The 19596-nt window shown below is 33.8% G+C and carries 14 protein-coding genes; 13 read left to right on the top strand and 1 reads right to left on the bottom strand.

Translation table 11 applies throughout. The features are described 5' to 3' along the window. Positions 1-219: 219 nt before the first annotated feature. The 6 genes from KQI18_RS05095 to KQI18_RS05070 all read left to right on the top strand — a co-directional run bounded on the left by KQI18_RS05095 (position 220) and on the right by KQI18_RS05070 (position 6232). Positions 220-867 (top strand): DsbA family oxidoreductase, encoded by a 648-nt coding sequence (locus KQI18_RS05095; protein WP_216466592.1) that lies wholly within the window; start codon positions 220-222, stop codon positions 865-867. Positions 868-1175: 308 nt separating this feature from the next. Then, entirely contained in the window at positions 1176-1349 is a 174-nt protein-coding gene (locus KQI18_RS05090) for a hypothetical protein (RefSeq protein ID WP_216466591.1), read from the top strand. Positions 1350-1469: 120 nt separating this feature from the next. Continuing rightward, positions 1470-1928 carry a hypothetical protein gene (locus tag KQI18_RS05085; protein ID WP_216466590.1) on the top strand — a complete coding sequence of 153 codons (459 nt, stop codon included), beginning with the start codon at positions 1470-1472 and terminating at the stop codon, positions 1926-1928. 283 nt (positions 1929-2211) lie between these two features. Then, positions 2212-3375, top strand: a complete 1164-nt coding sequence (locus tag KQI18_RS05080; protein ID WP_216466589.1) for a MalY/PatB family protein — start codon at positions 2212-2214, stop codon at positions 3373-3375. Positions 3376-3525: 150 nt separating this feature from the next. Further along, positions 3526-4143, top strand: a complete 618-nt coding sequence (locus tag KQI18_RS05075; protein ID WP_216466588.1) for an acetate uptake transporter — start codon at positions 3526-3528, stop codon at positions 4141-4143. 532 nt (positions 4144-4675) lie between these two features. Beyond that, positions 4676-6232, top strand: a complete 1557-nt coding sequence (locus KQI18_RS05070; RefSeq protein WP_216466587.1) for an aldehyde ferredoxin oxidoreductase N-terminal domain-containing protein — start codon at positions 4676-4678, stop codon at positions 6230-6232. A 48-nt stretch (positions 6233-6280) separates the two neighbouring features. Here the strand turns inward: KQI18_RS05070 and KQI18_RS05065 are convergent, their stop codons facing one another. Further along, complete coding sequence (locus KQI18_RS05065) at positions 6281-6625, bottom strand: winged helix-turn-helix transcriptional regulator (RefSeq protein ID WP_216466586.1); 345 nt, start codon at positions 6623-6625, stop codon at positions 6281-6283. Between the two features lie 313 nt (positions 6626-6938). On the opposite strand from KQI18_RS05065, the gene KQI18_RS05060 reads away from it, so the two are divergent. The 7 genes from KQI18_RS05060 to KQI18_RS05030 all read left to right on the top strand — a co-directional run bounded on the left by KQI18_RS05060 (position 6939) and on the right by KQI18_RS05030 (position 19477). Next, a complete protein-coding gene (locus tag KQI18_RS05060) occupies positions 6939-7574 on the top strand; it encodes an NAD(P)-dependent oxidoreductase (RefSeq protein ID WP_216466585.1) in 636 nt (211 codons plus the stop codon). Positions 7575-7955: 381 nt separating this feature from the next. Then, positions 7956-10337, top strand: coding sequence for an HAD-IC family P-type ATPase (locus KQI18_RS05055; RefSeq protein WP_216466584.1), 2382 nt, complete (start codon positions 7956-7958; stop codon positions 10335-10337). 90 nt (positions 10338-10427) lie between these two features. Beyond that, the gene (locus KQI18_RS05050; protein ID WP_216466583.1) at positions 10428-10925 is read left to right on the top strand and encodes a DNA-deoxyinosine glycosylase; all 498 of its coding nucleotides are present in this window, start codon (positions 10428-10430) and stop codon (positions 10923-10925) included. A 130-nt stretch (positions 10926-11055) separates the two neighbouring features. After that, positions 11056-11661 carry a nitroreductase family protein gene (locus tag KQI18_RS05045; protein ID WP_330654357.1) on the top strand — a complete coding sequence of 202 codons (606 nt, stop codon included), beginning with the start codon at positions 11056-11058 and terminating at the stop codon, positions 11659-11661. Positions 11662-11882: 221 nt separating this feature from the next. After that, positions 11883-16970 carry a hypothetical protein gene (locus KQI18_RS14430; protein ID WP_330654356.1) on the top strand — a complete coding sequence of 1696 codons (5088 nt, stop codon included), beginning with the start codon at positions 11883-11885 and terminating at the stop codon, positions 16968-16970. A gap of 397 nt (positions 16971-17367) precedes the next feature. Continuing rightward, positions 17368-18450, top strand: coding sequence for a glycosyltransferase (locus KQI18_RS05035; RefSeq protein WP_216466582.1), 1083 nt, complete (start codon positions 17368-17370; stop codon positions 18448-18450). A 265-nt stretch (positions 18451-18715) separates the two neighbouring features. Next, positions 18716-19477 (top strand): epoxyqueuosine reductase, encoded by a 762-nt coding sequence (locus KQI18_RS05030; protein WP_216466581.1) that lies wholly within the window; start codon positions 18716-18718, stop codon positions 19475-19477. The last annotated feature ends 119 nt before the right edge of the window (positions 19478-19596 follow it).

Raw genomic sequence — 19596 nt, 5'->3', positions numbered from 1 at the left:
TTATAAAAGCTTAAATATAAATTTACATAGAAAAAAATGCGCCCTTTAGATTTATAAAGAGGTGTATTTTTTAGTTAAATAGTGTATTTTTATTTATTGTTTGGGTATTTATTTAATATAAGAGACTAAGCAAAGAAAGTAAAAAATTATAGTATTATTCATATAATAATAATATAACAAGCTTTTGAAATTAAATTCTAAGAATGTGAGGTATTTTAAATGAAAAAGATAAGCATAGAATTTTTTCACGATATACTTTGTAGTTATTGTTTCCCAATGTCTTTTAAGATGAGAAAATTAGTAAAAGAAAATCCTGATATAGAAATAGTTCATAGATCATTTGCATTAATAAGCAACTTGGAAGATTTTAAAACGATGTTTGGATCTAGAGAAGCAGCTAAAGAAGAAATTTTATCACATTGGGAGCATGCAAATCAAATTGATGAATTGCATAGAATGAATATTGAAGGTATGAAAAAACAAAATTTCTTATTTCCAATTTCCATGCCATCACTGTATGCAGTAAAAGCGGCAGGCTTTGTTGGTGGACAGTCCGCATATTGGGATTTGTTTGATAGTCTTCAACATGCTTTCTTTGTAGAAAATAAAAATGTTGAAAAACATGAAGTGATATACGAATGTGTTGACAAAACTGATTTAGATCACAAAAAGTGGAAAGAACATTTTGATTCTGATCGTGTGAAGGATGCAGTTTATGAGGATTTTAAACTTGTAGCTAAGTACAAGATAGAGGAAGTTCCTACTTTAGTGATAAATGGAAAATACAAGATATCAGGAGCACATCCATATGAGGATCTTTTAAAAGTTATAAATAAGATTTCGGAAGAAATAAAAAATATAAATTAAATATATAATTATCAATTAGAGGATCTCATAAATTTTTGTGATTCTCTTTTTATTTATTGACAGTTTTATAATTAGTCACTATAATTAATTAACTTTAGGAAAATATTCAATTTTAAAAATGTTATGTAAGAACTTTATAGATGAAAAAAACTAGTTGTTTTAAGGAATAATAATGTTTTATTCTGGTATAGAGGCTATACTTCACATATGATAAAAAATCAATGGATGCAGTCTTCTCACATAATTTTAAAGATAATATAAAAAATGCACATTTTTACTACTGCAGAGGAAGTTGGGATGAAGAGAAGATGAGTTTTAAAGATAGAACTCTTTGTAGATTTTTAATAAAGTCTTTATCAAAAAAGGACTCAGCAATATATAAACCATGGGAGGAAGTTCTTGTTAAATCACAGGGCCAAAAATGTGACTGGACCGATAAAGAGTTTTTAAAGCCTATAATTGAACTTGTAAATGAGCATTAGTTATAAAATATAATAAACTACATTTTTGTGCATGAAATGAGAGGTATGTTTATTAAAGATGTGATAAAATAATTGAAAGTTAATTTTCAATAGTTATTATATTTAGTTAGGAGGATTATTATGGTACATTTAGTGTATTGTGATGACAAAGAAAATGTATTAGAAAAGATAATTGATGGAGAAAAAACGATGGTAATTAGAGGTGCAGCGGGAAGGAAGATACCTCATAGTAGAGTTTTCGAAGGGGAGAAACTTTACTTTATGAAGAAAGGCACAAAAAAGATCTCTGCAAGTGCTATAGTTTCAAGTGTACAAAACTATGTAAAATTAACAGAGGAAGAGATAACAAATACACTTGAAGGAAATCAAGATAAATTAAACTTATCTGAAAAGCAAAAAACTCGTTGGCATAAAAAGTGTTTATGTTTAGTGGAATTTGAGGATTTAGAGGAAATAAGTCCTTTAGATTTCGATCATCAGGGTAATATGGACGATTGGTTGATAATTGAAAAGATAGAAGATGTTGTCGTAGGGACTAGCATACCATATAATTACGAAAAATCTAAATTTAAAAAATAAAATAAGTCTCATTACACTAAGTGTGTAATGAATAACATCTTGGAGCTTCCTGTGGGAATCTTATTTTAGTAAGTATGTTAGGACTTAGCTAAATCGTTATATATTAGGCAGTACGAAATTATACTGATTACAAGCGAACTAATTAAGTTAATGTAGGTGGTACCGCGGAAGCAAAACCTTTCGTCCTAAAATATAGGGTGAGAGGTTTTTAATATTGTAGTTTTAAATAAATTCTATGTGTTAATAGAATAAAGGAGTATGTTAATCAAAGGAGGTTTATGCTATGTTTGACGAAAAGATCATGAGGATAGGAACCAAATCAATTAAGTGGGATAGATACAATGATAAAGAAATTATAGCTATGGGAACCGCAGATATGGATTTTAAAGCACCTAAGTGTGTTACAGAGGCACTTATAGAACGATCCAAACTTGGTATATTTGCTTATGAAATAAAATCTGAATCATATTATAGTTCAATAGTTGACTGGTATAAAAAAAGATATCCATGGAACATTAAGAGCGATTGGATATCTAATTCACCTGGAATTTGGGCAGGTGTTAGAATTTGTGTAGACTCTTTTACCAACCTGGGAGAAAAAATATTAGCGCACTCGCCAACATTTCATCCCATAAATGATATAGTTGAGAAAAGTGGTCGTGTATTGATTCAAAGTTCATTAGTACTTAATGATGGATATTACTCTATAGACTTTGTTGATTTTGAGAATAAAATAGTAGAGAATAATGTAAAAATGTTTATATTAGTAAACCCTCATAACCCAAGTGGTAGAGTATTCACAATAGAAGAACTAACTAAGATTGGAGAGATATGCAATAAACATAATGTTTTAGTATTGTCAGATGAAGTTCATGGTGGAATTGTATATGAAGGTCACAAACACATACCATATGCATCTATTTCAGAGGACTTAGCTATGAACTCAATAGTTATAACTGCGGTGAGTAAGGCCTTTAACTTACAGGGATTAACTCATGGAATACTTATAATTCCAAATAAAAAACTATTAGATACTTATAATTCCGCTTTAACAGGGTATGATTTTGATTTTGCTGTAAACGTATTTAGTCTAGCAGCTGTAAAGGCAGCCTATGCAGGTGGTGAATTGTGGCTTGATGAGTTAAATATTTATTTGCAAAGAAATTTAGATTTTTTAATAAATTATTTTAAAGTAAATATACCTAAGATAAAAGTGATAAAACCAGAAGGTTCATATATGGTTTGGCTTGACTGTCGAGATATAAATTTGGACGATGTTGAGCTGGAAGACTTTTTTATAAATAATGCAAAAGTAGCGCTTACATTTGGATCGGGTTTTGGAGTTGATGGTAAAGGCTTTGCTAGAATAAACATCGGTTGTTCTAAAGAGTTATTGAGTGAGGCTCTAGATAGAATAAAACTGTCAGTTAATAGTTTATGTAAATAGACTTATTTTATCTTTTAGTTAAGTTATATGAGTAGATAAATTATAATAAATCACTTTAATACCACTAAATTGATTGAAAATTCTTGAATTAGTCACTTGCTTGTGTTAATGTTTATAAAGGGAAAATTAAACTTTAGGGGGTATTTTTTAATGAGTGTACACTCGACAGAGAATTCACAGAATGTAACAATAACTGTAGCTGATCCTTCAGCAATAGGTCTTTTTGGATTGGCAATGGTGACTTTAGTTGCTTCAAGTCAAAAACTAGGAATTACATCAGATTTATCTTATGCATTACCTGTGGCAATTTTTTTAGGAGGATTAGCACAAATTTATGCGTCCATTAACGATGCAAAGATAAAAAATACATTTGGAAGTACAGCTTTTGGAGCTTATGGGTTCTTTTGGTTAGTAGTTGCTTCATGTTGGCTAATAAACTATGGTGTATTTGGTACTACATTACAAGAAGCAGTTGATGTAAATCAATTAGGATTTATTTATTTTGGCTACCTTATATTTACATTATTTATGACTTTTGGAGCAGCAGGAACACATAAAGTTCTATTCTCTATATTTGTATTAATTGATTTCCTTTTCTTAGGACTTTCAATGAACACTTTTGGAATAGCTCCAGAATTTGGACATAGCCTTGCTGCATATTCTGAGTTACTAATAGCATTATTATCATTTTATGGATCTGGTGCAGCGGTATTAAATGCGCACTATAAAAGAGTGGTTCTTCCAGTAGGAAAACCTCTATTTAAGTAATAAAGCAATCATATTTTTTAATTTGTGCAAAAGAGGGTATCTAAAAATTATAATTTGGATATCCTTTTTTAATATTGAATTTATTAAAAAATTATTAAAGTTATTAGAAAGTGACCTTTACTTAAAAAGTGAAGGTCGTTTTTTCTAGTATGGTAATAGTATCATACAAAAAGATATTTAATTATATATATAGATCGAAAAAGTGTTTATTTATTATTAATTAATATTGATGAAAATATCAAGATTAGTGATACTCATGAAACAAGATGATTTTTATTTAATAAATCGATATATATTATAAATCGTAGATAAAATATAGATACAAGCTATTGTACATGCCATATATTTACAATCTATAATGAACTTGAAAGTAAATCATGCTAAGGGGTGAAATTTATGAAGAAATTTGCTACATTGGTCTTATCGGCAGTACTTATTATCTATGATGTTGCAGATTTAAATGATTGATATAGTTAAGTATTGTTAGAGTGTATGGAAATGTTTGAATAAATTATGTAATTGGAGGAGCAAAATGAGTAGAATTATTACAGTTGACTTAACCAATGAAAAAATTACTGAAAGATATCTCGAAAAATCCTTTGAGAATCTAGGTAAATCTCTTGCTTTAGAATTAATAAGGGATGATAATACCACTGATAAGTATTCATCAAAATTGGTATTGGCGCCGGGACTTCTTTCTGGAACTTTAGCCCCGTGCACAGGAAGACTTAGTATTGTATCAAAAAGGCTAGATAATAATAGAATTAAGTCAGGAAATCTATCAGGACCAATATCTCAAAAATTGGCGTCTTTAGACATTGGGGCAATTGAAGTAATAGGATATTCAATGGATACCGTAGTTTTACATATTAATGAAGATTGTATAAGTATAAATAAACTAAATGATTTTAAGTATAAAAAAGTAGAAGAAACCATTGATAGTTTAAGAATAAAATGGGGAGAAAACACATCAATAATTGGAATCGGTCCTGCTGGAGAACACGCACTAGGTATTGCTAGCCTTTTTAGTACTTATCCAAATGGGATACCTAAATTTCATGGATCTAGAGGAACTATGGGAGATATATTTGGTGTTAAGGGGTTAAAGGCAGTAGCTGTTACTACAGACAAGATTACAGAATCACCAGTTAAGGATAGGTCAATATTCATAGATAACAGTAAGACTATATCTAAAAGCATTATCGATGATCCAATTTGTGGGAATGCACTTCCAACTCACGGTTCGATTACTCTCATTAAGTTGATGAATGAAGGTATGAAGTTTCATATGGATGAGGAGACAATAAAAGCTGGAAAAATAAAAGGATATCATTTATATGAAGGAGAATCGTCGCAGAAAATAAACAAGAATTGTGCGGCAGGATGTGTTATAGGTTGTCTAAATAGACATAGAAAAGATGGAGATAAGGCTTATGATGCTCCTTCGGAAACGGAAGCTATAAATGCGTGTAAAAATTTATTTGGAATCGTTGACAATGCTTATGTTTCAAATCTAAATAAAAAGTGCTTCGATTTGGGAGTCGAGACAATAGAGTTTTTATCTAGTTGTGCATTATTTTTAAAAGCAGAGCGTATAGAATATAGTAAAGAAAACATAAATTATATGTTAGAGCAAATAGAGAAGCTGACACCAATTGGAAGAATACTTTCAAGTACTTCAAAAGGGATATCTTCTCTATACAGAGATGAGAAAGCATTAGATATAATGGTAGCAAAGCCTTCAAATACTAGAGGAAATGAATTTAATATAAAAATACCATATAGAGTCAGTGAGTGTGAGTACTTAAGCGATCATGAGTATCTTTATAGCATAATGAGCAGTTTTGATAATTTGGGGATTTGTATGTTCGCTATTTTTCCTTTTTTAGAAAACAAAGAAACTATTGATTGTTTAGTTAACTTAATAAATGAAAAAACAGGAGAGAATCTTACCTCAAAGGATCTCATAAAGAGGTCTATTGGCATACTTGAGAAACATAGGGAATGGGAAGAAAAAGATCAATGTATAAATATATCATCCTATATACCGGAATTTGTAAAAGTTCTTTATAAATACTATGAAGTCTAAAATATTAATATCCGACATATAATATAAAAAGAAGGTCACAAGAGATTATTATACTTGCGACCTTTTTTTAGTTTCAACGTTATTTTTATAAGCAGTTCCCCAATCAAACATTACATCTAAAATGGGTTTAAGACTGTAGCCTATTTCAGTAAGAGTATATTCGACTCTTGGTGGAACTTCAGCATATACCTTACGAGTCAGAAGGCCACTTTCTTCCATAGCCCTTAGATTAGATGTTAAAACTTTCTGTGTTATGCTACCGACAGATTTCTTTAATTCTCCAAACCGTTTTGTTCCATTCATTAAATCTCTTAGTATAATGACCTTCCAGCGATCTCCGATAAGTTGAAGAGTAACTTCAACAGGACATGCAGGCAAAGTATTTTCTTTCATATCGATTCCTCCTTAAAATATTACAATTTTATGAGATTTATCATTAATTAAAATATATGATTTTTTACCTAACTTTGTTTTGTAGGTTAATTATAATACTTACGTTAATAAATTACAAATAGATGTATATATTTTTTGACTAAGTTTAAGATTATATGTATTGTAAATACATAATAGTATCTAAATAGATACTATATTACTATAAAGTGCTTACTTTACTATAGATACTATTAATTTTAAAATAATAATAAGATAAGCAAACAAGAATGACATTAATATTAAGTAATTAAATTAAAATACAGGAGGAAAAATTATGAAAATAGCAGTTATAGGAGCAACGGGAAAACAAGGAAGTTTACTTTTAGAGGAATCAATAAATAGAGGGCATGATACAACAGCAATTGTAAGACGAGACAATGGAAAGATAAATAATAAAGCTAGTATACTAGTGAAGGATGCATTAGATTTAAACATTAATGATCTTAAAGAATTTGATGTAATTGTAGATGCATTAGGATTTTGGACAGAGGAGACTCTACCTTTGCACTATACTACATTAAAGCACTTAGCGGATATACTTAGTAAAGTAGATAATCGCCTTTTAATTGTAGGTGGTGCAGGTAGTTTATACATTGATAAAGAACTTGAGACTAGATTGATGGATACACCAGATTTTCCAGATGATTATATGCCAATTGCTGTAAATATGGGTAAAGCATTTGATGAAATAAAATCAAGAAACGATGTTAAATGGACTTATCTAAGTCCAGCAGCTAATTTTGTTGCAGATGGTAAACGAACTGGAAGTTATAACCTGGGGGGAGATGTTCTAACATTAAATAGCAAAGGTGAAAGTGAGATAAGTTATGCTGATTTTGCTGTAGCTATGATCGATGAAGCTGAAAATGCAATATATATTCAAAAACGTTTTTCAGTAGTTTCAAAGTAATAATAGAAAAAACTAACTTGATAGTGATAGCATAAAATATTATAATAAATAAAATCTAAAGTATACACATAAAAATAATTTAAACAGTATAAGGGAGTTGTTCAAGTTAGATATCTTAATTTTGAACACTCCCTCTTTCAATTATTATATATAATAGATATGATTTATAAGAAATAGTACTTGTGAAGAAATCCATTTAAATATATGAAAAAAGAAAAAAATATATTAAAAATACTAAAGATTTACTTAATTTTCGATTAGAACTCCTTTAAGTATGATATTATTAAAAAAATAAATATTCTCTAAAAGAAAATAATAAAAATAGATTTTGGAATATTAGTACTGAGGAATTAATTTAGGTAGAAGGGATGATGAATGTTGATGGATCAAAAACTTAACGGATTGACAAGCGCTGAAGTCGAACATAGAGTCAAGTGTAAGGAAAGCAACCTACCTATAAAGCCAATGACAAGAAGCTATAAAAGAATATTTATAGATAACATTTGCACTCTTTTTAATCTTATAAATGTAGTTATAACAGCTTTAATTATATATACAGGAAGTTACAAAAACGTATTATTTTTGGGTGTAATTATTTCTAATATAAGTATAGGGATTATCCAAGAAATAAGAGCTAAAAAGAGTGTAGATAAATTGTCTTTGTTAAATCAAGCAAAAACTACTGTGATTAGAGAAGGTATTGAAAGAAAGATAGAACAACAAGAGTTGGTAAAAGATGATTTGATAATAGTTCGTAGAGGAGATCAGCTTTGCGTAGATGGAATAGTAATTAAAACAGATGGACTAGAGGTAGATGAATCTCAACTTACAGGCGAATCAGATCCAGTTTATAAACATAATGAGTCGGAAGTTATGTCTGGAAGCTTTGTTCTGAGTGGATCAGCATATATTAATGTAACCAATGTAGGTGTAAAAAGTTATGCATCTAAGATTGCCATGGAGGCCAAGAAGTCTAAAGATATTAATAGTGAGCTTATAAGAACTTTAAAAAAAATAATTAAAATGCTTACATTTGCAATAATCCCTATAGGTATATTGCTTTTTACTAGTAAAATGACATCTGGTATAGATAAAAATCAAGCTATATTGGGTACTTCAGCAGCTGTGATTGGTATGATTCCAGAAGGATTGATCTTAATTACATCAATTGCACTTGCAGTGGGTGTAATTAACCTTACAAGAAAAAAAGTTTTAGTTAAAACTATGGGATCAATAGAAAATTTGGCTAGAGTAGATCTATTATGTTTAGATAAAACAGGAACAATAACTGATGGAAATATAAAGGTTAAAGATTTTATTTCAATTTCAAATGACGGCTCGGCAAATGAAGAGAATGTAAATAATCTAAAAAAATGTATATTAACTCTAGTTAATAGCCTTGAGGATGATAATTCTACAAGCTTAGCTTTAAAAGATTATTTAACTGAATCTTATAATTGGAGTATTGTTAAAAAGATTCCGTTTTCATCGGAGAGAAAATGGAGTGCTGTTTCATTTGAAGAACATGGAAGTTATGTAATGGGAGCACCAGAATTTATATTTAAAGATCTATCAGAAGGTGTAAAGAAAATAATAGATATGTCTGCTTGTAAAGGTGAAAGGATATTAGCATTCGCATATTCAGATATAGTTATAAAAGATAATAAAATACCTGATGATTTAAGGATAATTGGACTAGCTACAATGGAGGATACAATTAGGTATGAAGCTGAAGAGACACTTAAGTATTTTAAAGATCAGGGTGTTGCAGTAAGGATTATTTCTGGGGACAATGCTAAAACTGTATCTAAAATTGCAACAAGAGCGGGAGTAGAAGGTGCTCAACAGTATGTTGATATGAGCGAAATAAAAGATTCAAAAGACCTAGCTTTTTATGCAGAATCATATAAGGTTTTTGGTCGAGTAAGCCCTGAGCAAAAGAAAAAATTAATAAAAACATTTAAGGAACAAGGTTATACTGTCGGTATGACAGGGGATGGTGTAAATGACATATTAGCTTTAAAAGAGGCAGATTGCAGTATTGCAATGGCAGAAGGTAGCGATGCAGCAAAGGGAGTATCGGACTTTGTATTATTAGATTCCAATTTCAAATCAATGGTAGGAGTTGTTATGGAGGGAAGAAGGGTTGTTAATAATATACAACAAATTGCATCTCAGTATCTAATGAAAACAGTGTATTCAACAATACTTGCAACTTTATTTATATTTATAAACTCAGCCTACCCATTTCATCCAATACAATTAATGCCAATAACTGCACTTGGAGTTGGCATACCATCTTTTTTCTTAGCGTTAAGACCAAATTACTCTCAGATAAAAGATGGGTTTCTAATAAATGTTTTAACTCCTGCGTTTTCTTCTGGTATCTCTGTAGTTGCTTATATTATAACTATAATGATTCTCGGAAGTATATTCGAACTTAGTTATGGTATGAAATCGACATTATGTGTTTTACTTACAGGTGCGGTATGTTTTACATCTTTAGTTAGAATATCTAAACCTATTAATAAAAAGATAGGAATCATGTTAATAGCATTGATAAGTACTTTTGTTACTTTAATAGTATTTTTTAGAAATATATTTTCTTTAGAAAGCATATTAAGCTTTAAAATAATTACGATAGCGATACCCTTATTATTAACTGTTATTCCAGTATACAACCTTATTAGAACGGTAATTACAATTTTAATTAGAAAATATATTGATTTAAAATATAAAGTTAAATATAAGATGCAAATTTAAATTAATAAAAATTAAGTAAGATATATATTAAATACATTGCCTCCTTCTCAATGGGAAGTAAGAGGTAGATATTGGGAGGATATAGGGAATATGCTAGATAAAATTACACATACGATAGATCCTGTATACGATGAAAATTCGAAAATTCTAATACTAGGAACGATGCCGTCTCCAAAATCGAGAGAAGTAGGTTTTTACTATGGACATGCTCAAAACAGGTTCTGGCCTATTATGTCTGATTTGTTTTCAATAGATAAGCTTAGTAATAATGAAGAGAAGATGAGATTCTTAAGAGAGAAGAAAATAGCCTTATGGGATGTATTAAAATCATGCGAAATAAAAGGTGCCGAGGATAGTAGTATAAAAAATCCTGAAGCGAATGATATAAATAAAATAATTAAAAACAGTAAGGTGAAAGCAGTATTTACTACAGGTAAAAAGGCAACAGATTTATATAAAAAGTATTGTTATAATGATACAACAATAGAATCAATATATCTTCCGTCTACAAGCTCCGCTAACAGAGCCAGGTATTCGTATGAAGACTTAATAACTGAATACAGAATAATATTTGATTATTTGAAATAGATAACTTCATTGAAATAACTATTTAGCAATTTATATGTTTTAAAAACGATCATCAAGGTATATATAAATAATATATACGATATAATATATAATGATTTTTTAAGAACAAATAATATTTCGGAGGTAAGTTATGATGAGAAGAAATTTTTATAAAATTTTACAAAAAAGACGTACAATATATGGTTTAGATAGAAATATAGAAGTAAGTGAGGATAGAATAGAAGAGATTATTAAGGATGCAGTAAACTATGTTCCTTCTGCTTTTAATAGTCAAAGTTCAAGGGTAGTAGTATTATTTGGAGAACAACATGAAAAATTATGGGAAATAACTAAAGACAAGTTGATAGAAGTAACACCAGAGGAACAATTTAAAAGTTCTACCGAAGGTAAGATCAATTCATTCAAAGAAGGATACGGAACGGTTTTATTCTTTGAGGATCAAACAGTAGTAGAAGATCTTCAAAATAGATTTTCTCTTTATAAAGATAACTTCCCTATATGGGCTGAGCAAACCAGTGGTATGTTACAGTATATAGTTTGGTCATCATTAGAAATAGAAGGTCTTGGGGCATCATTACAACACTACAATCCACTTATAAATGAGGATGTTTATAAAACTTGGGATATTCCAAGCAACTGGAAATTTATTGCACAGATGCCATTTGGTAATCCAACATCAACACCAGATGAGAAAGAGTTTGCTCCATTAGAACATAAATATAAAGTTTTTAAATAGAATATATAAAGATAGAGGTATGTGATATTAAATTTGCATACCTCTTTTTCATTTTGTATTTAATAACATATTCTAATTTTGAAAAATATTTTGTAAAAAAATATAATAAATTATAAAAAAACATAAAATAAAATCGAATTGTAAATTAATCACAAGAATTTGCGTACCTGAATAATATATAGAGAGCGTATATGCTCAAATAAGATTAGGAGTTGTGATTAATGGGAAAGTACTATAAATATTTTAGTGAAAAAGATAGATTTAAAAATAATAAACATGATTCTTGTAACTATTGTCACGCCGATTGGTGTGACAAATGTTGTAAAGATAGTTGTGACAAATGTTGTGACGATTGGTGTGACAAATGTTGCGACGATTGTTGCGACAAGTGTTGCGACGATTGTTGTGACAAATGTTGCGACGATTGGTGTGACAAATGTTGTAAAGATAATTGCGACAAATGTTGTAAAGATAGTTGTGACAAATGTTGTAAAGATAGTTGTGACAAATGTTGTAAAGATAGTTGTGACAAATGTTGTAACGATAGTTGTGACAAATGTTGTAACGATTGGTATGACAAAAGTTGCAAAGATTGGTGTGACAAATGTTGCGACGATAGTTGTCAACATAGACCAAAATGTTGCTACCCACGTGGCGTAACAGGAGCAACAGGAGCAAGAGGAGCGACAGGAGCAACAGGAGCAAGAGGAGTAAGGGGAGCGACAGGAGCAACAGGAGCAAGAGGAGCAACAGGAGCGACAGGAACAAGAGGAGCAACAGGAGAAAGAGGAGCGACAGGAGTAGGATTATCAGGAATAGTAGCGTTTAATCCAGCCGATGCACTAGGATATCCAGTAGGTCAGGTAGTAACATATAACGGATCAACTTATATAGTTAATACCGCAGCACCAACAGGAACACCAGAAACATCAGCAGATTATACTCTTATTGCAGAAGCAGGCTCAACAGGCTCAACTGGAGCAACAGGAGAAACCGGAGCAACAGGAGTAGGATTATCAGGAATAGTAGCGTTTAATCCAGCCGATGCATCAGGATATCCAGTAGGTCAGGTAGTAACATATAACGGATCAACTTATATAGTTAATACCGCAGCACCAACAGGAACACCAGGAACATCAGCAGATTATACTCTTATTGCAGCAGCAGGCTCAACAGGAGAAGTGGGAGCAACAGGAGAAGCAGGAGCAACAGGAGTAGGATTATCAGGAATAGTAGCGTTTAATCCAGTTGATGCACCAGGATATCCAGTAGGTCAGGTAGTAACATATAAAGGATCAACTTATATAGTTAATACCGCAGCACCAACAGGAACACCAGAAACATCAGCAGATTATACTCTTATTGCAGCAGCAGGTTCAACAGGAGAAGCGGGAGCAACAGGAACGACAGGAGTAACAGGAACGACAGGAGTAACAGGACAAACAGGACAAAAAGGAGAAACAGGAGCAACAGGAGTAGGATTATCAGGAATAGTAGCGTTTAATCCAGCCGATGCACCAGGATATCCAGTAGGTCAGGTAGTAACATATAACGGGTCAACTTATATAGTTAATACCGCAGCACCGACAGGAACACCAGGAACATCAGCAGATTATACTCTTATTGCAGCAGCAGGTTCAACAGGAGAAGCGGGAGCAATAGGAGCAACAGGAGCGACAGGAGAAACAGGAGAAACAGGACAAAAAGGAGAAACCGGAGCAACAGGAATAGGATTATCAGGAATAGTAGCGTTTAATCCAGCCGATGCACCAGGATATCCAGTAGGTCAGGTAGTAACATATAACGGATCAACTTATATAGTTAATACCGCAGCACCGACAGGAACACCAGGAACATCAGCAGATTATACTCTTGTTGCGGCAGCGGGCTCAACAGGAGAAACAGGAGAAACCGGAGAAGCAGGAGCAACGGGAGCAACAGGCTCAACAGGCTCAACAGGAGCGACAGGGGTTGGATTATCAGGAATAGTAGTGTTTAATCCAGGCGATGCACCAGGATATTCAGTAGGTCAGGTAGTAACATATAACAGATCAACTTATATAGTTAATACCACAGCACCAACAGGAACACCAGGAACATCACCAGATTATACTCTTATTGCAGCAGCAGGCTCAACAGGAGAAGCGGGAACAATAGGAGCAACCGGAGCAACCGGAGCAATAGGAGAAACAGGAGCAACCGGAGCAACAGGAGAAACCGGAGCGACAGGAGAAATAGGAGCAACAGGGGAAACAGGCTCAACAGGAGAGACAGGAGCAATAGGAGAAACAGGATCGACAGGCTCAACAGGAGCAACAGGAGAAACAGGAGAAACAGGGGCTACAGGAGAAACAGGGGCTACAGGAGCAACAGGGGCTACAGGAGAAATAGGAGCAACTGGTTCAACAGGTTCAACAGGAGAGACAGGGGCAACAGGAGCAACAGGAGCAACAGGAGAAACAGGTTCAACAGGAGAAATAGGAGCAACTGGTTCAACAGGTTCAACAGGAGAGACAGGAGAAGCAGGAGCAACAGGCTCAACAGGTGAAACAGGAGCAACAGGAGCAACAGGAGCAACAGGAGAAGTAGGAGCAACAGGAGCAACAGGCTCAACAGGAGAAATAGGAGCAACAGGAGAAACAGGTGAAACAGGTGAAACAGGAGCAACAGGAGAAGTAGGGGAGACAGGCCCAACAGGAGCAACAGGCTCAATAGGAGAGACAGGCCCAACAGGAGCAACAGGCTCAACGGGAGAAACAGGAGCAACAGGCTCAACAGGAGAAACAGGATCGACAGGAGCAACAGGAGAAATAGGAGCAACTGGTTCAACAGGAGAGACAGGGGCAACAGGAGCAACAGGAGAAATAGGAGCAACAGGCTCAACAGGCTCAACAGGCTCAACAGGAGAAACAGGAGAAACAGGAGCAACTGGTTCAACAGGAGAAACAGGAGCAACCGGAGAAGCAGGAGCAACAGGAGAAATAGGAGCAACTGGTTCAACCGGAGAAACAGGAGCGACAGGAGTAACAGGCTCAATAGGAGAGACAGGCTCAACAGGAGAAACAGGATCGACAGGTGCAACAGGCTCAACAGGAGCAACAGGAGAAACAGGATCGACAGGTGAATCAGGAGCAACAGGCTCAACAGGAGAAGTAGGAGCAACAGGCTCAACAGGAGAAACAGGAGCAACAGGAGAAGTAGGAGCAACAGGAGAAGTAGGAGCAACAGGCTCAACAGGCTCAACAGGAGAAATAGGAGCAACAGGAGCAACAGGAGAAACAGGGGCTACAGGGGAAACAGGCTCAACAGGAGCAACAGGCTCAACAGGTGAAACAGGAGCAACAGGAGAAGTAGGAGCAACAGGAGAAGTAGGAGCAACAGGCTCAACAGGAGAAATAGGAGCAACAGGAGCAACAGGCTCAACAGGAGAAATAGGAGCAACAGGGGAAACAGGCTCAACAGGAGCAACTGGTTCAACAGGAGAAACAGGAGAAACAGGCTCAACAGGAGAAACAGGATCGACAGGAGCAACAGGAGAAATAGGAGCAACTGGTTCAACAGGAGAGACAGGGGCAACAGGAGCAACAGGAGAAATAGGAGCGACAGGAGCAATAGGAGAAACAGGAGCAACAGGAGCAACAGGAGAAACAGGATCAAGAGGAGCAACAGGCTCAACAGGATCAACAGGAGAGACAGGGGCAACAGGAGCAACAGGAGAAACAGGAGCAACTGGTTCAACAGGAGAAACAGGAGCGACAGGAGAAATAGGAGCAACTGGTTCAACAGGAGAAACAGGAGAAATAGGAGCAACTGGTTCAACAGGAGCAACAGGAGTAACAGGATCGACAGGAGCAACAGGCTCAACAGGAGAAGTAGGATCGACAGGAGCAACAGGCTCAACGGGAGAAACAGGAGCAACAGGCTCAACAGGAGAAACAGGCTCAACGGGAGAAACAGGAGCAACTGGTTCAACAGGAGAAGTAGGAGCGACAGGAGAAACAGGCTCAACGGGAGAAACAGGAGCAACAGGCTCAACAGGAGAAACAGGATCGACAGGGGCAACAGGCTCAACAGGAGAAATAGGAGCAACAGGAGCAACAGGAGAAATAGGAGCAACAGGAGAGACAGGAGCAACAGGAGAAATAGGAGCAACAGGCTCAACAGGAGAAACAGGATCGACAGGAGAAACAGGATCGACAGGAGAAACAGGAGCAACTGGTTCAACAGGAGAGACAGGGGCAACAGGCTCAACAGGATCAACAGGAGAAGTAGGATCGACAGGATCGACAGGAGCAACAGGCTCAACAGGATCAACAGGATCAACAGGAGAAACTGGTTTAACAGGAGAAACAGGATCGACAGGAGCAACAGGATCGACAGGAATAACAGGCTCAACAGGAGAGACAGGATCGACAGGAGCAACAGGAGAGACAGGATCGACAGGAGCAACAGGAGAAACAGGCTCAACAGGAGAAACAGGAGAAGCAGGAGAAACAGGCTCAACAGGGGCAACAGGAGAGACAGGATTGACAGGAGCAACTGGCTCAACAGGAGCAACAGGAGAAACAGGCTCAACAGGAGAAACAGGAGCAACAGGAGAAACAGGCTCAACAGGGGCAACAGGAGAGACAGGATTGACAGGAGCAACTGGCTCAACAGGAGCAACAGGCTTAACAGGAGCGACAGGAGAAACAGGAGCGACAGGAGAAACAGGAGTAACAGGCTCAACAGGGGCGACAGGAGAAATAGGAGCAACAGGAGTGACAGGAGCAACTGGGTCGACAGGCTCAACAGGAGCAACAGGTAGTGGAGCTATAATTCCATTTGCTTCAGGAATTCCAATCACTTTGACATCTATAGCTGGAGGATTAGCAGGTTTACCAGCATTTATAGGCTTTGGTTTTGCGGTACCAGGAGTAGCGGTTTTAGGTGCAACAATTGACTTAGCTGGATTAGATAACGTGGCATATTCTATGTCTAGAGATGGAGTTATTTCCTCAATTTCTGCATATTTCAGTGTAACAGCAGGTATAGGACTTCCAGGCTCAACAGTAACAGTACATGCACAATTGTACAGTTCAGCTACACCAAACGATACATTTACACCTATAGCAGGAACAAATGTTGCGTTAGCTTCATTTAATACTCCAATCGTTGTAGGAGCTACAACAAATGGAACTTTAACTGGTCTAAGTATCCCAGTTACAAACCAAACAAGAATAATGATGGTATTCTCAATAACAGCTACAGGACTTACTCTAGTTAATACTCTTGCAGGTCAAGCAAGTGCGGGAGTTAATATATTATAATTGATTAAAATAAAAAAATTGTAAAATGTAAGTGCCAATTAAGGCTATCGGCGATTAATAATCGCTGATAGCTTTTATTTGTATCTTAGATAAAAAAAATATATATTATGCTATAAGATTGAAATTTTAACATGTTTAGTAACAAATTTTGTTTAAATATAATATATTTAATACATGCAGAAGTAATTAATAAAATATTATAAATATAAATTTCATATAGTGATTTATTAATTATTCAAATAACTATAACTATTTTATATTTCAAAATCTATTTTAACTCGTATGTAATTTAGGTCATTTTATGATTTATAAAGAGTAATAGTTGAAATATATAAGTAGTTTTTTTATGCTGAAAACTTATTAAATAAGATAAAAATATTTATGAGAGGGGAATTCTATGATAGATTTAAGTTTATGCATGATTGTCAAAAATGAAGAAGCAGTTATAGGGAGATGCCTAGATTCTATTAAAGATGTAGTTGATGAAATAATTATCGTAGACACAGGTTCAACTGATAAAACAAAAGAAATAGTTAGAAAATATACAGATAAATTATATGATTTTAGATGGATAGAAGATTTTGCTGCTGCACGCAACTATTCATTTTCAAAAGCTACTAAGGAATATGTTATGTGGCTTGATGCTGATGATGTTATTACGCAAAAGGATAAAGTTGGTTTATTAAAATTAAAGAAATCATTAAGCAGTACAATTGACATGGTGTTTATGAAATACAATGTAGCTTTTGATGAAGACGGTAAACCAACATATTCGTATTTTAGGGAAAGAATTTTTAAGAGAATAAATAACTACAAATGGGTTGGAGAAATACATGAAGTTATAACACCCTCTGGTAACATGATTCATTCTGATGTTGCAGTTACACATAAAAAGCAAGGTGGTAAAGATCCAAAGAGGAACATTAGAATTTTTGAAAAAATGATAAAAGATGGAAAATTATTTGGGCCGAGAGAGCAATTCTATTATTCAAGAGAGCTCTATTACAATGACAGATATGATGAAGCAATTGAAGGATTTAATAAATTTTTAAATTCAGGCGAGGGTTGGGTAGAAGATTGTATAAGTGCATGCAAAGATATGTCAACTTGTTATTACTTGATTAAAGATGAAAAAAATGCATTATATTCTCTTTTTAGAAGTTTCGAGTTTGACGATCCTAGAGCTGAGATTTGCTGTGATATTGGAAAACATTTATTTGATAGAAAAAAATTTAATCAAGCAATATTTTGGTATAAAATTGCAATAACTAAAGATATAAATGATAGAAAACAAGGATTTAAGTTAAATGATTGTTATGATTTTATTCCGAGTATACAACTAAGTGTATGTTATGATCGATTAGGTGATATTGAAAAAGCAATATTTTATCATGAAAAGGCAAAAAAGCTTAAACCTAATAATGATGCCGTTTTATATAACGAAAACTATTTTAATGGTTTAAAGAATAAGAAAAAATAATTGGATTCACCATTGCGTTAAATACCGCTTCTCTGGATGTTGTAGGTATTATTGTGATGACTATTGTTGATATTACAATTTTTGGCTATATTCTTGCTTTGAATATAGTTAAAAGTGTAATTATAGTAATAGAATAAGGCTATGTAGATACTATATAGCCTTATTTATGTTGAATTAAAAGATAGTTTTATTATCTAATAAAAAAGGACTTTTTATAACCTTTATCACATTATAATAGTAGACTATTTTTCTGGAGGTTAAAACTATGCATGAAAAAATCGAATTGTTTATCAAAGAATATATAAATAAATTTACAAATAAAGTAGATGTAAATACTAGCTGGAAAGAAGCGATAGTAAAATATGCAGATGCAAGTGACAAGCTGTTTTATGATCTTAAAGAAGCAGTTGCTGTAACACATGCAATGCCTAAAGATTTTTTAGCAGAAGCGAATACCGTAATAGTTTACTTTATACCATTTGCAGATGAGATTAACAAAAGCAATATCAAAGGGAGAGAATCTTCTGAAGAATGGGCAAAAGCGTATGTTGAGACAAATGAATTAATATATGAGATAAATAAAAATTTAGCTGATGAAATTGATAAACTAGGGGATAAAGCTTACGCAATACCTGGTACATATCATTTTGATACAGATAAACTCATAAGCGATTGGTCTCAAAGGCATGTAGCGTATATAGCAGGACTTGGTACTTTTGGATTAAACAATATGTTAATTACGGAAAAAGGATGCTGTGGAAGGATTGGAAGTGTTGTTACAAGTATGAAATTAAAACCTTCAAAACGACCCGATAAGGAGTTTTGCATATATAAAAATAATGGTAAATGTGGAAGTTGTGTAAGTAGATGCGTGAACAATGCATTAAAAAAGGATGACTTTATTAGAAAGAATTGTTATGAGATGTGTTTAGAAAACGATAGGAAATATTCATATCTTGGACTTTGCGATATATGTGGAAAATGTGTGGTAGGGTTACCATGCTCTACAAAGATTCCGTGTAAATAATAAAAAAACTAACTTTTCGTACATCAAATATAAATGAAGAGTTGGTTTTATTTTAATTGAGAAAATAAATAAATGAAAACTTTTATCATAAAAATTGATTAATTCAAATTTATAGGGTA

Origin of the sequence: Metaclostridioides mangenotii (assembly GCF_018917235.1) — a bacterium.
GTDB lineage: Bacteria > Bacillota > Clostridia > Peptostreptococcales > Peptostreptococcaceae > Metaclostridioides.
This window is presented reverse-complemented; position numbering and strand designations above follow the sequence as displayed.

Bases quoted from the DNA above. Each gene is read 5' to 3' on its own strand.
- KQI18_RS05085 (WP_216466590.1), top strand. From the start codon at position 1,470: ATGGTACATTTAGTGTATTGTGATGACAAAGAAAATGTATTAGAAAAG.
- KQI18_RS05075 (WP_216466588.1), top strand. From the start codon at position 3,526: ATGAGTGTACACTCGACAGAGAATTCACAGAATGTAACAATAACTGTA.
- KQI18_RS05090 (WP_216466591.1), top strand. From the start codon at position 1,176: ATGAGTTTTAAAGATAGAACTCTTTGTAGATTTTTAATAAAGTCTTTA.
- KQI18_RS05030 (WP_216466581.1), top strand. From the start codon at position 18,716: ATGCATGAAAAAATCGAATTGTTTATCAAAGAATATATAAATAAATTT.
- KQI18_RS05095 (WP_216466592.1), top strand. From the start codon at position 220: ATGAAAAAGATAAGCATAGAATTTTTTCACGATATACTTTGTAGTTAT.
- KQI18_RS05055 (WP_216466584.1), top strand. From the start codon at position 7,956: ATGGATCAAAAACTTAACGGATTGACAAGCGCTGAAGTCGAACATAGA.
- KQI18_RS05045 (WP_330654357.1), top strand. From the start codon at position 11,056: ATGATGAGAAGAAATTTTTATAAAATTTTACAAAAAAGACGTACAATA.
- KQI18_RS05065 (WP_216466586.1), bottom strand. From the start codon at position 6,625: ATGAAAGAAAATACTTTGCCTGCATGTCCTGTTGAAGTTACTCTTCAA.
- KQI18_RS05080 (WP_216466589.1), top strand. From the start codon at position 2,212: ATGTTTGACGAAAAGATCATGAGGATAGGAACCAAATCAATTAAGTGG.
- KQI18_RS05060 (WP_216466585.1), top strand. From the start codon at position 6,939: ATGAAAATAGCAGTTATAGGAGCAACGGGAAAACAAGGAAGTTTACTT.
- KQI18_RS05035 (WP_216466582.1), top strand. From the start codon at position 17,368: ATGATAGATTTAAGTTTATGCATGATTGTCAAAAATGAAGAAGCAGTT.
- KQI18_RS05050 (WP_216466583.1), top strand. From the start codon at position 10,428: ATGCTAGATAAAATTACACATACGATAGATCCTGTATACGATGAAAAT.
- KQI18_RS14430 (WP_330654356.1), top strand. From the start codon at position 11,883: ATGGGAAAGTACTATAAATATTTTAGTGAAAAAGATAGATTTAAAAAT.
- KQI18_RS05070 (WP_216466587.1), top strand. From the start codon at position 4,676: ATGAGTAGAATTATTACAGTTGACTTAACCAATGAAAAAATTACTGAA.